Consider the following 14220-nt stretch of genomic DNA (forward strand, 5'->3'; position numbering starts at 1 on the left):
CTTATATAAGACATAAGCGATGGAAGATCAATGATCGGAAATCGTTTATGTCTTGTTTATTGGTGGAGATTCTCTTCTTTATTTGTTAGAATATTAAAATAAATATAAAAATGTATAAAAAATGGGAGATGACATTATGCAAAAACCGGTTGATTTAGGACATGGCATTTCAATGATTGATTTGTATGATTTAGGAGTTGCACAGCGCACCGGTACATATGTGCTTCACGAAGAAGAGATCGCGATTATTGAGACAGGTCCAAGCCCTTCCGTTCCGTATTTATTAAAAGGGTTGGAAACGCTTCAGATTGATCCTGCGGATATCCGCTATATTATTGTGACACATATTCATTTGGATCACGCAGGCGGCGCTGGGGCGCTGCTTGAAAAATGTCCGAACGCCCGCGTCATCGTTCATCCGAAAGGGAAGCGCCATTTAGCGGACCCGTCACGGTTAATCGCTGGGGCGAAAGCGGTGTATAGGGAGAATTTTGATGAATTGTTTTCTCCCGTTTTGCCGGTTCCAGAGGATCGTCTCATTGTAAAAGAAGATGGCGATACGCTTACGCTCAGCAATGAGCGCACATTGACGTTTTTGGATACGCCTGGCCATGCCAACCATCATTTCTCGATTTACGATTCGCGCAGCCGCGGCGTTTTTACCGGCGATACGATCGGGGTGTTTTATCCGCAGTTGCTGAAAGATGGGCTTGAATACTGTTTGCCGTCCACTTCTCCGAACCAATTTCGGCCGGAGGCGATGCTGCAATCGGCTGAGCGTCTCGAACAGCTCCAGCCTGAACGCATTTATTTCGGTCATTTTGGCATGTTGGAAAACCCTCGTGCAGCGTTTGAACAGCTTCGTTTTTGGCTTCCGAAGTTTGTTGAAGCGGGGGAAAAGGTGATGGCGGAACAACACGACGCGCCGATGCAAGAAAAGACGAAAGCGGTGTTTCAAGCGCTATATCAAGAGGTCAGCGCCTTTTTGCAAGAAAAAAATATTCCATCGACATCCGAAGCGTACGATATCATCCGTCTCGATCTTCAAGTATGTTCGATGGGAATTGTCGATTATTTACAAAAGACAATCCAACAAGGTTAGAATAAGAGAATTGTTATGCTATTTCTGATGCGTTGCAATTGCCGATGCAAGGCTGTTTTTGAGAACGGTTTCCATTGTATTTTAAACAATGAACAGGTGAAATCGATCGAGTGTGGGATGCCGGTTTGAACGAACAAGCATCTGTGAAAATGATTTGAACATAATGGGCTTGGTGACATCACCAAGCTGTTTTTATTGGATAGAACGTTTATGTCATCGCGAATCCCCGATTAGTCAACATCCGTGAAAATGTTGTATGATAAAAAAACAAAGGAAAAGCAGAAAGGATGATTGCATGCGACGCGGTATTGTAAGCACCATCACGATTGTATCGGTGCTGGCAGGAATATTATGGATTAGCGGTCTTGCCATGACCATTCAAGATCAATTTTTTTCCACCGCGATGCCGCCGGCAGACACGACAAAATATACAAAAGAGAAAAAAGCGGATAGCCGTGAAATTTATATTGTCGCCCTCGGCGATTCGCTGACAAGAGGAACGGGAGACGAAAGCGGAAAAGGATATGTCGGCTATATGGTCGATCAGCTCCGCAAAAAAACAACGAAGCCGATTCGCGTGACTAATTTGGCCATTAAAGGACAGCGGTCTGATGGACTTCTTAAGCAATTAGGGCAAACCGAGATCCAGCGGCAGCTAAAACTAGCCAATATCGTTGTGATGACCATCGGCGGGAACGATTTGTTTCAAGGTGGAGAAGCGCTCAGGCTTACGCCAAAGCAAATCGAGCAGGCAAAAGACTCGTACTTGCGCAACTTAGACCGCATTTTTCAAACGATTCGCCGCGTCAATAAAGATGCCGTTGTTTTTTACATCGGTCTTTACAATCCGTTTAGCGACCTCGGCGATGCGAAGAAAACATCAGCGATCGTAAGGCAGTGGAACTTTGCTTCGGCAGAAACGGCGGCTCGCTATCCGAATATTATTGCGGTCCCGACCTTCGATTTATTTGCGTTGCATGTGAATGATTACTTATACAGCGACCACTTTCATCCGAATAAAGACGGATACAAACGGATTGGCGAACGCGTCGCTTCTTTAATTACATTCACAGAGGGGGACAAAAAGTGACGAAGCAGGCAACCTTAATCGTTGAAAATTTGCGCAAAACGATTCGCCGCAAAGAAATTATTAAAGGAATTTCCTTTGAACTAAAAGAGGGGGAAGTGTTCGGCTTTTTAGGGCCAAACGGCGCGGGAAAAACGACAACCATCCGCATGCTCGTCGGGCTCATCAAGCCGACAGCGGGGCGTATTTCCATCTGCGGCTATGACCTGGAGCGCCAGTTTACCGAAGCGATCCGCCACATCGGCTGTATTGTCGAAAATCCCGAATTATATCCGTATTTAAGCGGCTGGGAAAACCTCGAACATTTCGCGCGCATGGTTCGCGATATTCCAAAAGAACGGATTGTGGAAGTGGTGGAGTTAGTCGGCTTGCAAAACCGCATCCATGATCGTGTTAGCACGTATTCGCTCGGAATGCGGCAGCGCCTTGGCATTGCACAGGCGCTGTTAGGAAAGCCGAAAGTGCTGATTTTGGACGAGCCGACCAACGGGCTTGATCCTGTCGGCATTCGCGAAATGCGCGGATTTATCCGCTTTTTGGCGGAAACGGAAGGATTGAGCGTGCTTGTCTCCTCACATCTGTTAAGTGAAATTCAATTAATGTGCGACCGCGTGGCGATTATGGCCAAAGGGACGTTGCTTCGGGTTGATACGGTGGAACATCTGTTAAAAGAGCAAGCGCGTGTCGCATGGAAGGTCGAGCCGCTGGAAATGGCGAAAGCGATATTAGCGGCGGAAACGTCGATTTTTCGAATTGATGGGGATACGCTGATCACTCCGTACGAACCAAAAAAACTCTCCGTTTGGAACAAAAAGCTTGTCGAAGCAGGGGTCGCCGTCCATGAAATTCAGCCGAAACTGCCGACGCTCGAGGATTTGTTCATTGAATTGACGGGAGGGGAGACGATTGAGTAACCTCGTGTACAACGAAATGTTAAAAATTGTCCGCAAAAAGCGGTTATGGGTCATTGTGGCGATTGTCGCCGTGCTCGTTGCCCTTTTTACATACGCGCAATATAAGCGGGTGCAGGAAATGCAGGAACGGCTCGGAACGACGGATTGGCGGACGCAGCTGCAGCAGCAGATTATCGACGCGCAAAACCGTCTCAATTCGAGCAGTATTTCTGACGAATGGCGAAAATATTTGCAAATTCGCCTAAAGCAGCAGCAATACTATTTAGAGCACGACATCAACCCATCCGCTCCTGGTGCGCCAACGTTTATGCGCATGTTTATCGAAAACGCGATCGATTTGTTTCTTCCGCTTCTTGTCATGGTCGTCGCCGCTGACTTAGTATCGTCGGAAGCGAGCGGGGGCACGATTAAGCTCTTGTTGACAAGGCCGGTTAAAAGAGGGGCGGTTTTGCTCAGCAAATACATCGCGCTGTTATTGTCGATTTCGTTTATTTTGCTTACGGTTGCTTTTCTGTCGTATTTCATTTCTGGAGCGGTGTTCGGATACGAAGGATGGCGGCTGCCATTATTGACAGGATTTGTCGCTCAAGGAGAAGAACTGAATACAGCAAATGTTCATATGCTTCCGCAGTGGAAGTATGTGCTTATTGAGTTGGGGCTTGCCTGGTTTGTGTGCATTGTGGTGGGGACATTGACGTTTATGCTTTCCGTCTTGGTGCGCAGCACCGCTGCGGTGATGGGGATTATGCTTGCCGCATTGATTTCGGGCGCGATTTTGTCCAATATGGTATCTTCCTGGCATTCGGCGAAATATTTATTTATGGTCAATCTTCGCCTTACGGATTACATTAGCGGAACAGCGCCGCCGATTGAAGGAATGACGCTCGGATTTTCCATGACGGTGTTAGCGGTGTGGGGGCTTGCGGCGCTCGCAATCTCGTTTATAGTGTTTACAAAAAGAGATATATATTAAAAAAAGGGACGGCTGGAAGCAGATTCGTCCCTTTTTTGCATGCTCTCTGCCACTTTGACTGCTGTGAACACGTGATTTGTCTATCCCTGCATGCCCAGGCAAAAATTTTTTTTAAAAAAGTATTGACTATATTATTTTTTTTAGATAGAATACTAATTGCCGTTAACGTTAGCGGTTGTAATCGGGAAGTAGCTCAGCTTGGTAGAGCACACGGTTCGGGTCCGTGAGGTCGCAGGTTCAAATCCTGTCTTCCCGATCATTTCGTGATGGGGCCTTAGCTCAGCTGGGAGAGCGCCTGCCCCGCACGCAGGAGGTCGTCGGTTCGAATCCGATAGGCTCCATCATCTACATACGGAGGAGTACCCAAGCCTGGCTGAAGGGGTCGGTTTCGAAAACCGATAGGGGTGTCACAGCCCGCGGGGGTTCGAATCCCTCCTCCTCCGCCATTATTATTGGCTACATACTAAAAAATTTGGAATCATACAGCTTGCCGATACAATCGGCAAGCTTTTTTATTTTTTTAAAATAGAAATGACCCGCCCCTTATCAAAGGAACAGGTCATCAGTTCGTTAAAAATTTTTCGCCGCTTGTTCAGCTTGTTTGATTGCATTTTGTTTAATTGCCTCGGCTTCATCCGGGAATTGTGCCATTCCTTCGACAAAAATGGACTGAACATCAGTGATGCCGATAAAGTTGAGCACCGCCCGTAAATAACGGTCTCCAAATTCCATTTCTTTCATTGGTCCTTCTGAATAAATTCCACCGCGGGCTTGAATGTGCATGGCTTTTCTTCCTGTTAACAGCCCTACCGGACCATTTTCTGTGTAACGGAACGTTTTTCCTGCGATACAAATGGTATCGATATAAGCTTTCATTTTCGGCGGAAAACTAAAATTCCACATCGGTGTGACAAACACGTATTTATCTGCATTGATAAATTGATCGGTTAGCTGATTGATGCGGCTGATTTTTTGTTTTTCTTCCTCGCTTAACTGTTCAAATGCCTGTCCTTGTTGCAGTTTGCCCCAGCCGTTTAATACATCGGTATCAATGAAAGGGATATCGGTACGATAAAGGTCTAATTCGACAATCTCGTCTTGTGGATGTTGTTGTTTATAAGCGTTAAGAAACGCTCTGCCGACGGATAAGCTGTAAGATTCTTCTTCCCGTTTTGGGTTTGCTGTAATGTACAGTAATTTAGCCATGATCATTCTCCTTTCGCTGCTGTGAATAGTTTGTCAAACACTATATGTACATCCATGTATGGCCTATCGCAATAAATGGCATAGTGTTTTAACGTTGATATCATAATGCAACTCGATTGCTTTTGTAAAATAATATGCTTTTTAGATAAAAGTATAATACATCAGTAAATAATATAAGCATCTTATCAGGGAAAAATATTGTAAAATAAAGGAGAGAAAGGAGTGAATTGTCTGCGCCGCAGACATGTTCACACTCCTGGCAACGATGTTCGAATATCGCAAAGAAATTCCGCTTGATGGTGTTCCAAATGCGAGGAGTATGATGAGGCAGTAGCAACAAATGAAAAAAGCCAATTTCCTATCCGTTTGAATGATATAGGAATACATGATGTAACAAAGTAAATCGTTTGCATTCATCCGTTGTGTGGAGTACGATACAGATGAAAAATTCGATTTCGAACAACCATAAGGGGGACAATAGAATGTCAGCACAGCGTCGTATCCGCCGCGTGAAAACGGTGCAAATCGAAACAAACAGCCCGATCCATCGCAGCGGGCCGGTGCTAGAGCCGGGAAATTGGGAAGAGTACGATCCGTTTTTGATGCTGATGGAGGATATTTTCCAAAGAGGGACATTTGACTTTCATCCGCATCGCGGCATTGAAACAGTAACGTATGTGATTGACGGACAGCTGGAACATTTTGATAGCAAAGCCGGTCACGGTACGCTTGGTCCCGGGGATGTGCAGTGGATGACGGCAGGCCGAGGAGTAATTCATAAAGAAGATCCGGCGCCAGGCTCGACCGTGCATAGTTTGCAACTATGGATTAATTTGCCGAGCGAGAAAAAAATGACCGAACCGCGCTATCAAAATTTAAAGGCCGAAGAGATGCCGGTCCGCCAAGAAGAAGGGGCGCTTATCCGCGTCTTTTCCGGGTCATCGAAAGGAGTAAAAGCCCCGACGCTCAACCATGTTCCTGTAACAATGGTGGAAATGATGCTGGAGCCGGGAGCAAGCGTCGTGCAAGATTTACCGGGAAGCTACAACGGATTTCTTTACATTTTGGAAGGGAGCGGTGCATTCGGCGCTGATGCCACCGAAGGAAAAGCAGGGCAAGTATTATTTTTAAGCCGCGCTGAAGGCGAGTCGGAAAGTGAAATTACCGTCACCGCCAATGAAAAGCTGCGCGTTCTCCTTTATGCCGGCGAGCCGGTTAACGAGCCGATAGTCGCTTACGGACCGTTTGTCATGAACACGCAAGAAGAAATCCGCCAAGCGATCCGCGATTATCAAGAGGGAAAATTTGTCGAGTAACCGTAAAAAAAGCGTTCCGATATGGAGCGCTCTTTTATGACAAAAATATTTGTAAAATTCAGATTAAATAGGTACAATTGTATTACTCATACTACAGGGAGGGAAATGGTTGCAAAACTCTCCATTTTATTTTGCTTTGGTGATGTTATTGACCCTTTGAGTGCTCTTTTTTCTTGTGTTGTTTTCCGTTATTTCAGCATCGTATCACGTTTTGTTTAGATGGGGACAAATACAGTGTTGTTTCTGAATAATGATGGAAGCGAGGAAAGGACATAAAATAGAATTTTTAGGAACGGGTGAAGCGGTGACGATTCCCCAATGCCGCGTATGCGTCGAGGCGCGTGCGAAAGGAATCCCTTACGGCCGGAGTGGCCCAAGCTGTTTGTGCACGGTCCGGACGTCTTAATCGATACGCCGGAAGAGCAGAAACGTTGGATATTATTCGCAAATGAAAGGCGAAAAAAACCATATTGACCCATATCGAAGAAATGAACGGATTAGGCTTTGATGATCTCAAAGAAGCAGAAAAACCGTTGCAAAAACAAGGACTGTCCATTGAAATCGCCTATGATGCGATGATGGTAGAAGTATAGTTTTTCGTTGATGGGGAGAACACATGATATTCTCTTTTTGTTTTCTCAGGTTATTAACAAAAATCATAATATTTTATATAATATAATTAAACAATTAGATAATTTTCTAAATAACAAAATAAACACGGTGAACGTATATGAAAATGAACCTTGTTTATAAAGCGCTAGCCGATCCAACGCGAAGAGACATTTTAAATTTGTTAAAAAACAGAGATTTGACGGCGGGGGAAATCGCCGACCATTTCCGCATCTCCAAACCAAGCATTTCCCATCATCTTAACTTATTAAAGCAGGCGGATTTAGTGCACGCCGAAAAAGAAGGGCAGTACATCCATTATTCGATTAACACGACCGTCTTGCAAGATGTGTTAACGTGGCTTTTATCTTTGCAAGAAGGAAAGGGGAAGAGGGAATGAAAAAGCATTGGTATTTTTTCTTGTTGATCATCATTAGTGCAGGATTTTCCTTATGGGCATATCCGCAGCTGCCGGAGAAAGTTCCGATTCATTGGAATTTTTCGGGGGAAGTGGATGGCTATTCATCAAAGCTTTTTGCCGTTTTCGCTACTCCGGTTTTAATGATGTTGATTTACGGAATACTAATGGGCGTGCCGAAAATTGATCCGCGTAAAGACAATTTCCAAAAATTTGAGGGAGTGTATCGTATTTTCGTGAATGTAACGCTGACTTTTTTCGGCGCTGGTCATCTTTCTATTATTTTCAGCGGGCTCGGCTATCATGTCAATATCGATTGGATTGCAAATATAGGATTAGGTCTGCTTTTTATCATTCTCGGAAACTATATGCCAAAAATCAAAGCGAATTATTTCATAGGCATCCGCACGCCGTGGACGCTGGCGAATGAGACCGTTTGGGCGCGCACACACCGGTTTGGCGGCAAAGTATTTTTCATTGGCGGAATCATCATCATCGTATCCGCTTTTGCCCCATCCTCCATTCGCGCTGTGCTTCTTATTGCGTCTATCGTCTGTATCGCAATCGTACCGATGGTGTATTCTTATGCCGTTTATAAAAAGGTGGTTGATAAATATAATTAAGGAAAGCGGCGCGTCGTGATCGACAAGCGCTCTTTTCGGCGTTTTTGGAGAGGTGGCAACCAATTCCGTTGACCGTCTCTTTTTTATTGCCAATTTGTTGTGAAAAGTTGAAGGAGGATAAGTAGTACACTCGCCATTTTACTATTGATATGAAACCAAATGGTTTCGTATAATCAAAATGAAACCAAAAAGTTTCATAACTAAAATGTGGAGGTTGAAACAATGACAACACAAAATACAGCGAACGGCATGTTGCCACATATTCGCCACACGATGGTTTTTCAAGCGCCGATTCAAAAAGTTTGGGAGGCGGTTTCTACTTCAGAGGGGCTTGCGGCTTGGTTTATGCCCAATGATCTTCAGCCGGTTGCCGGTCATGAGTTTCATCTAAACGCCGGACCTTTTGGAATGTCCCCGTGTAAAGTAATCGAAGTCGATCCGCCTCATCGCTTGTCTTTTCGCTGGGGGAAAGACTGGACCGTTACTTTTGAGCTAAAAGAGCTGAATAAGCAGCAAACAGAGTTTACGCTTATTCATTCCGGCTGGGATGCGAATAAAGTGACGGAATTTGGCGAATCTCATACCATCGTACGCAATCGGATGGATCAGGGATGGGCCAAGCTTTGCAAATCTTTAGGCGCGTATGTCGAGGCGTAGTATGGCTGCTTTATCACGCAAGCATGACGTCTTTCAGGCCATCGCTGATCCTACCCGCCGCAAGCTGTTACGATTGTTGGCCGATAAGGAAATGCCCGTTACCGTCATCTGCGGCCATTTTCCGATCAGCCGGACGGCTGTGTCGAAACATTTGCGGATTTTAGCGGATGCCGGACTTGTGAAGGAGAGAAAGGTCGGGCGGGAAACGCGATACCGTTTAGAACCAACTCCGTTGTTGGAATTAAAGGAATGGCTGTCCTTTTATGAACGATTTTGGGATAACAAAATGGCGATGCTCAAACACTATGTGGAAAATGGCAAAGGACATATTGTTGATGCTGATGGTGATGATAAATAAACGTCTTGGAAAGAGCCAATCATTTTTTGGCTCTTTCTTTTTTTGGTATTATAAAAAGCAAAGCCATCAATTGATAGGGGAGGCATTCGCTATGAATCCAGTCATTGAAACGATTTTGCGGCACCGTTCGATTCGTCAATTTGAAGACCGCCCGTTAACGGACGAGCAAATTCGTACGATCGTCGAGTGCGCGCAAGCCGCGTCGACATCGAGTTTTATTCAAGCGTATTCGATCATTGGTGTTAAGGATAAAGAGATGAAACGAAAGCTGGCGGAATTAGCGGGAAATCAATCTTATGTCGAACATAATGGCCATTTCTTCGTGTTTTGCGCCGATCTTCACCGCCACGAAGTGATTGGCGAAGTGGAACAAAAAGAGGTGCTGCCATCGCTCGAGAGCACGGAAAAGTTTATGGTTGCGCTTGTTGATACAGCGCTGGCGGCGCAAAACGCAGCCATCGCCGCCGAATCGATGGGGCTCGGCGTTTGCTATATCGGCGGGCTGCGCAACAACTTGCCGGAAGTGTGCAAGCTGTTGAAAGTGCCGAAGCGGGTCATTCCTCTCTTCGGGCTTGCCGTCGGCTACCCGGCGCAGCAGCCTGACAAAAAACCGCGCCTGCCGTTTGAACACGTATACCATGAAGAAACGTATGAACAAGACCGCAGTAAATTCGAAGAGCAGCTGAAACAATATAACGACATCGTTTCTGCGTATTACGAAAAACGGACAAACGGCAAACGCCGCGATACATGGACCGGGCAGATGGCCAACATGCTCAGCAACCAGGTGCGCATGTATATGAAAGAATTCGTAGAAGGAAAAGGATTCAATCTTCGTTAATCTCGCTTCGGCATGAAGCGAGTTTTTTTTAGGTTGATTGACCACATTTGACCACGCTTTATTTCTGTATGGCTTTGGTGAATTTTTGAACTGTTTCTTCTTGCGTGTCCGGCGTTATGGGAGAATATACGTCTAACGTCATTGGGAGCAAAGGAATGTCCTAGACGTTTGCTGACCACTTTCACGCCGGAGAGGGTCTTTTTGAAATGGTTAAAAAGCTTAAATCTAAACGAGATTGGACAAGCCGTAAATATAAATTTGCCCAAGGATTAAATAAGACGATCTATTTAGACTGTTTGGGCTGAAAATGAAAAATTAAAAGAGTTCTATTCCAATAATGGCTTAGAGTATGTAGGTGACTTTCCTGAAGAAAACTATTTCATTAGTGTTTTTAAATTTAACGAAAAATCACTTGTTGAACTCCCATGGAAGAACAATACATACTTCCACCATCTGTGATGAAGCTCACTTCATGTTTATAGCAGCGGCATTATCTTTGGTACAGTTTCCAATGCATCAGCAACGATTAACTATGGGGAGGAAGTTGCGGCAGTAGCAGCAAGTTATGTAGGAAGCCCTTATAAATATGGGGGTACAACACCAAAAGGATTTGATGCGAGTATAGGTGCTAAGCGAGTCATTAAGTAAATAAAAAAGGCTATATTAAAGCTTCTTGTTGATGTTTGACTCATTTGTCCTATTTTGAAAGAGCGTAAAGAGAAAAATTCTTTTTCTCGGCTGTTTCTTTCAAAGTGGGGCACTTTTTGTCTTCGCTAAAAATATGTAAATCAAAATGAAGACCACCTTTTATAGGGATGGTCTTTTTACTTACTACGCTCATTCATACCCTTTAACTGTTCTCTTTATTTTGAGAAGACGCATGCTGTTTCCTTATTCTCCAAATAAACAAAAAGAATAAGAGGATGACACCTACACTAATCCCCATTAATTGGTCCAGCAACAGTTCTCCCGTTTTGAAATAGTGAAAAGTAAAAGTTCCGCCAAATATTAAGACTATTAGAAAGGCAAATCGTATAAGATATGAATTTATTTTCACAAGTTTCCCCCCTCACAAAAAGTCTAACTCTATATTACCATTATTTGTCTAAAATCACTTTAATTTTCTAACTAAATTAAACTGCATTTTTCAAACTTAATAATCAGATTGAAAATTTAGAGAGGCGAATGCTTTCATATGTATCGTTCATTTCAAACGGGAAAGCAGATAACAGCATATCTTTAATATTCTGTTTGGTGCTCTCGTGACCACGACTATCCACGAATAAGAACCAAGCCAATAGTTGTCAAGATGCTTACTTGCCATACCTTTGAATCGGTCCATCCATTGTTTTAAGCGGCTGTGAAAATCGTTTATGGTAGATGCCTTTGATGACATGTGTACCATCATCAGATTTGATTCGATAATGTTGCAATCCTTTTTCTTTGGCATACGTCTTGTAAGCTCTCCAAGCGTCTGTAACCAATATATTCTCGCTACGGAGTTTCGAGACGATAACTTTATCTACTTTAGATTTGACCACACGCCCCACCCAAGTAACCTTTGCAATCGTTGCTTTAGTTCTATCACTAGCCACCAGAATGCAGACCCGTTCTTTGCTTAAGCCACGATGTTTGGACTTGCTTAATTACAGAGATAAGGTTTACAAAATGACCATAGACCAAATTGGTGAAGGTGAAATGGAAAACTATATCAATGAGTTATAAAGAAGTAGGCTCGTTCCTACTTCTTTTTATTTTTTTGTAATAGTAATGTAACCTCTACGTAATTTACGTTTTATATTATTCGGATATAAAAAATACATAGTTCGTGAGATAGAGAGAATCGAGCTAAATATAAAATGAAGGAGAGTGCAAAACCCTATGAGAAAACTAATTGCGATTACAGCATTAGGATTATCTATGCTAATTGCCCCTCCTGCTTTTGCTTATGAAGTTAAAAGTGGAGATACAATGAGCGAAATTGCAGAGGAACATGGAGTAACTCTGTATGAACTATCAAGGGCTAACCCACAAATCAAAAATGTTAATTTGATTTATGTTGGTCAAAATATTGTAATACCAGGGAAAAATGAATATAAACCAGTAACTAATGCGACGCCTTACGAAAAAGATTTACTTGCAAGATTGGTTCGAGCTGAAGCTGAAGGTGAACCATATGATGGAAAAGTCGCTGTTGCGATAGTGGTGTTGAACCGAGTTGACCATCCTCAATTTCCTAATTCTATTAAAGAAGTAATCTATCAACCTGGACAGTTCACACCAGTTAGTAACGGTGCAATCAATCAACCTGCTGATGTTGAAAGTATTAAAGCAGTTGAAGAAGCGTTAGCTTACGATCGTTCAAAAGGTTATGGTTCACTGTTCTTCTATAATCCAAAAACTTCACATTCTCATTGGCTGGATAGTAGACCAACAACAGTTGTAATAGGAAACCACGTATTTAAAAAATAATTGGAGAGCTTTATGCTCTCTTTTTTTTATCACTCTTATTTCTTCCATTATGGGATTGATCCCGCTTTTTTGCGTGACTACACTTGATCACGCTTTATTTCTGTAGGGATTTGGCGAATTTTTGAGTTGCTTGTTCTGGAGAATACACGTCTAATGCCATCGAGGCAGAGGAATGTCCTAGATGTTCACTGACCACTTTCACGGCGGAAAGGACTTTTTGAAATGGTTGAAAACTAAAAATGACATAAAAAATGGAGTGCAAACTGGTAACAGTTTGGTCACTCCATTTTTGTTGTTAAATGAAGCTTTTAACATTTTTCTCGAGAAGTCTCCTTTCCTCTAAACGGAGTGAAGGAGGGAGAGGAATCGGGAAGTTTTTGATTCTCAAAAAACGAACATATGTGCTATAATTAAACCATCTATCAAACAAAGAAGGAAGGGAATGATCATGCTTCGTGGTCAAAAAGTGTTCTTCCGGGCATCGAAAGCGGATTTGGACCGATTGTATGCCTGCAATCGGGAATCCGCCCGTGTTTGGAATGAATGCCTCCGCTTAGCCAAAGAACACTTCCTCCAGCATGGTTGCTGGATCACCAAAAGCGAGATGCAAAAACAAACGAAAAGAAAATTCCATCTTCACAGCCAATCGATTCAAGCCGTCTGCCACCAATACCTCTTCGCAAGACAAGCCGCACACCACGCCATCCAACAAGGATATCCTATCCGCTATCCCTACAAGAAAAAGAAGTACTTCCCAACGAAATGGACAAAAAGACGGTTTCAAAGTGTATGAAAATGGAAAAATGGAACTGTCGATGGGCATTCATCATGGAAAACGGGAAAAGCCAATTGTCGTGCATGCGTCGCATCTGCCAAAAGGAATGATCAAAGAAATCGAATGCTGCTTTGATCAAGGTCTTTATTTGGACGTGACGTATGAAGATGGACAAAAGGAAAAAGCGTACAAACCGGGTTCCTCCATCGGAATTGATCTTGGAGAAGTACACACCATCGGCGCGTTTTGCGAAAACGGGCAAGCCCTCCTCATCACGGGAAGAAAGATACGCTCCCTTCACCGATTGCGGAGTAAAAAACTGGCGGAGATTCAGCGGCGCCAATCGAAATGTCAAAAAGGATCACGCCTATGGAAAAAATATGAACGGGCGAAACAATACGTGTTATCGAAATCGGAAAGGCAGCTGCGGGATGCGCTGCATAAAACGACGAAACAGTTTGTCGACTGGTGTTTGAAGCAATCCGCCCCCGATGTGTATATCGGAAACGTCGAAGGAGTAGAGCGGAACACGAGAAAGAAAACACGTACGAGCCGCAAACAAGCGCAAAAGCTCTCGAATTGGTCATTTGGGAAAGTGAAGAAGTATCTCGCTTATAAACTGGCTCCACATGGCATTCGCTTGCATGAAATCGAGGAGTCGTATACAAGCCAGACATGTCCTGTCTGCCAAAAGAGAAAAAAAGTGTCTTCCCGCCTGTTTGTGTGCCGGTGTGGGTATGAAGAACATCGGGACGTTCATGGCGCGAAAAATATATTAAGCAAGGCGCTGCATGGTACCTTTGTGCATTGGAACGTACAAACGAATCTGACGTATCTACGGATTGCGTAAGCAAGAAGTAGTAGAAGGG

General features: G+C 43.8%; 15 protein-coding genes, 3 tRNA genes and 1 pseudogene. 17 read left to right on the forward strand and 2 right to left on the reverse strand.

Features of this window, described 5'->3' with window-relative positions; all coding sequences use genetic code 11:
* The first annotated feature begins 136 nt into the window (after positions 1-136).
* The 7 genes from GCA01S_RS11725 (at position 137) to GCA01S_RS11755 (ending at position 4522) form a co-directional block, all read left to right on the forward strand.
* Positions 137-1102, forward strand: coding sequence for an MBL fold metallo-hydrolase (locus tag GCA01S_RS11725; protein ID WP_042410181.1), 966 nt, complete (start codon positions 137-139; stop codon positions 1100-1102).
* Positions 1103-1397: 295 nt separating this feature from the next.
* Positions 1398-2192: an SGNH/GDSL hydrolase family protein gene (locus GCA01S_RS11730; RefSeq protein ID WP_017436679.1), complete on the forward strand. Its 795-nt coding sequence runs from the start codon at positions 1398-1400 to the stop codon at positions 2190-2192.
* Positions 2189-3103: an ABC transporter ATP-binding protein gene (locus GCA01S_RS11735; protein ID WP_017436678.1), complete on the forward strand. Its 915-nt coding sequence runs from the start codon at positions 2189-2191 to the stop codon at positions 3101-3103. The genes GCA01S_RS11730 and GCA01S_RS11735 overlap by 4 nt, the downstream gene beginning before the upstream one ends.
* Positions 3096-4076, forward strand: a complete 981-nt coding sequence (locus GCA01S_RS11740) for an ABC transporter permease (RefSeq protein ID WP_042410182.1) — start codon at positions 3096-3098, stop codon at positions 4074-4076. The genes GCA01S_RS11735 and GCA01S_RS11740 overlap by 8 nt, the downstream gene beginning before the upstream one ends.
* A gap of 182 nt (positions 4077-4258) precedes the next feature.
* Positions 4259-4332, forward strand: a tRNA-Pro gene (locus GCA01S_RS11745).
* 12 nt (positions 4333-4344) lie between these two features.
* Positions 4345-4417, forward strand: a tRNA-Ala gene (locus tag GCA01S_RS11750).
* Positions 4418-4429: 12 nt separating this feature from the next.
* A tRNA-Ser gene (locus GCA01S_RS11755) sits at positions 4430-4522 on the forward strand.
* A gap of 124 nt (positions 4523-4646) precedes the next feature.
* Here the strand turns inward: GCA01S_RS11755 and GCA01S_RS11760 are convergent.
* Entirely contained in the window at positions 4647-5282 is a 636-nt protein-coding gene (locus tag GCA01S_RS11760) for an FMN-dependent NADH-azoreductase (protein WP_017436676.1), read from the reverse strand.
* 482 nt (positions 5283-5764) lie between these two features.
* Here GCA01S_RS11760 and GCA01S_RS11765 point away from each other — a divergent pair, with 482 nt between their 5' ends.
* The 7 genes from GCA01S_RS11765 (at position 5765) to nfsA (ending at position 10104) form a co-directional block, all read left to right on the forward strand.
* Entirely contained in the window at positions 5765-6598 is an 834-nt protein-coding gene (locus tag GCA01S_RS11765; RefSeq protein ID WP_017436675.1) for a pirin family protein, read from the forward strand.
* 470 nt (positions 6599-7068) lie between these two features.
* Entirely contained in the window at positions 7069-7191 is a 123-nt protein-coding gene (locus GCA01S_RS21000) for a hypothetical protein (protein WP_017436674.1), read from the forward strand.
* 143 nt (positions 7192-7334) lie between these two features.
* Positions 7335-7607, forward strand: a complete 273-nt coding sequence (locus GCA01S_RS11770) for an autorepressor SdpR family transcription factor (RefSeq protein WP_026078594.1) — start codon at positions 7335-7337, stop codon at positions 7605-7607.
* The gene (locus GCA01S_RS11775; RefSeq protein ID WP_017436672.1) at positions 7604-8248 is read left to right on the forward strand and encodes an SdpI family protein; all 645 of its coding nucleotides are present in this window, start codon (positions 7604-7606) and stop codon (positions 8246-8248) included. The genes GCA01S_RS11770 and GCA01S_RS11775 overlap by 4 nt, the downstream gene beginning before the upstream one ends.
* 222 nt (positions 8249-8470) lie before the next feature.
* The gene (locus GCA01S_RS11780; protein ID WP_017436671.1) at positions 8471-8905 is read left to right on the forward strand and encodes an SRPBCC family protein; all 435 of its coding nucleotides are present in this window, start codon (positions 8471-8473) and stop codon (positions 8903-8905) included.
* 1 nt (position 8906) lies between these two features.
* The gene (locus GCA01S_RS11785) at positions 8907-9263 is read left to right on the forward strand and encodes an ArsR/SmtB family transcription factor (RefSeq protein WP_017436670.1); all 357 of its coding nucleotides are present in this window, start codon (positions 8907-8909) and stop codon (positions 9261-9263) included.
* 91 nt (positions 9264-9354) lie between these two features.
* Entirely contained in the window at positions 9355-10104 is a 750-nt protein-coding gene (gene nfsA, locus GCA01S_RS11790; RefSeq protein WP_017436669.1) for an oxygen-insensitive NADPH nitroreductase, read from the forward strand.
* 1160 nt (positions 10105-11264) lie between these two features.
* Here the strand turns inward: nfsA and GCA01S_RS11800 are convergent.
* A pseudogene (locus GCA01S_RS11800) lies at positions 11265-11744 on the reverse strand (IS1595 family transposase); the annotation flags it as partial.
* 241 nt (positions 11745-11985) lie between these two features.
* Here GCA01S_RS11800 and GCA01S_RS11805 point away from each other — a divergent pair.
* From GCA01S_RS11805 to GCA01S_RS11810, 3 genes are all read left to right on the forward strand, one after another.
* The gene (locus GCA01S_RS11805) at positions 11986-12576 is read left to right on the forward strand and encodes a cell wall hydrolase (RefSeq protein WP_042410189.1); all 591 of its coding nucleotides are present in this window, start codon (positions 11986-11988) and stop codon (positions 12574-12576) included.
* A gap of 448 nt (positions 12577-13024) precedes the next feature.
* Positions 13025-13369 carry a transposase gene (locus GCA01S_RS21005; protein ID WP_255212287.1) on the forward strand — a complete coding sequence of 115 codons (345 nt, stop codon included), beginning with the start codon at positions 13025-13027 and terminating at the stop codon, positions 13367-13369.
* Positions 13362-14201: an RNA-guided endonuclease InsQ/TnpB family protein gene (locus GCA01S_RS11810; RefSeq protein WP_255212288.1), complete on the forward strand. Its 840-nt coding sequence runs from the start codon at positions 13362-13364 to the stop codon at positions 14199-14201. The genes GCA01S_RS21005 and GCA01S_RS11810 overlap by 8 nt, the downstream gene beginning before the upstream one ends.
* Positions 14202-14220: the final 19 nt, after the last annotated feature.

It is taken from the genome of Parageobacillus caldoxylosilyticus NBRC 107762 (assembly GCF_000632715.1).
Taxonomy (GTDB): Bacteria; Bacillota; Bacilli; order Bacillales; family Anoxybacillaceae; genus Saccharococcus; species Saccharococcus caldoxylosilyticus.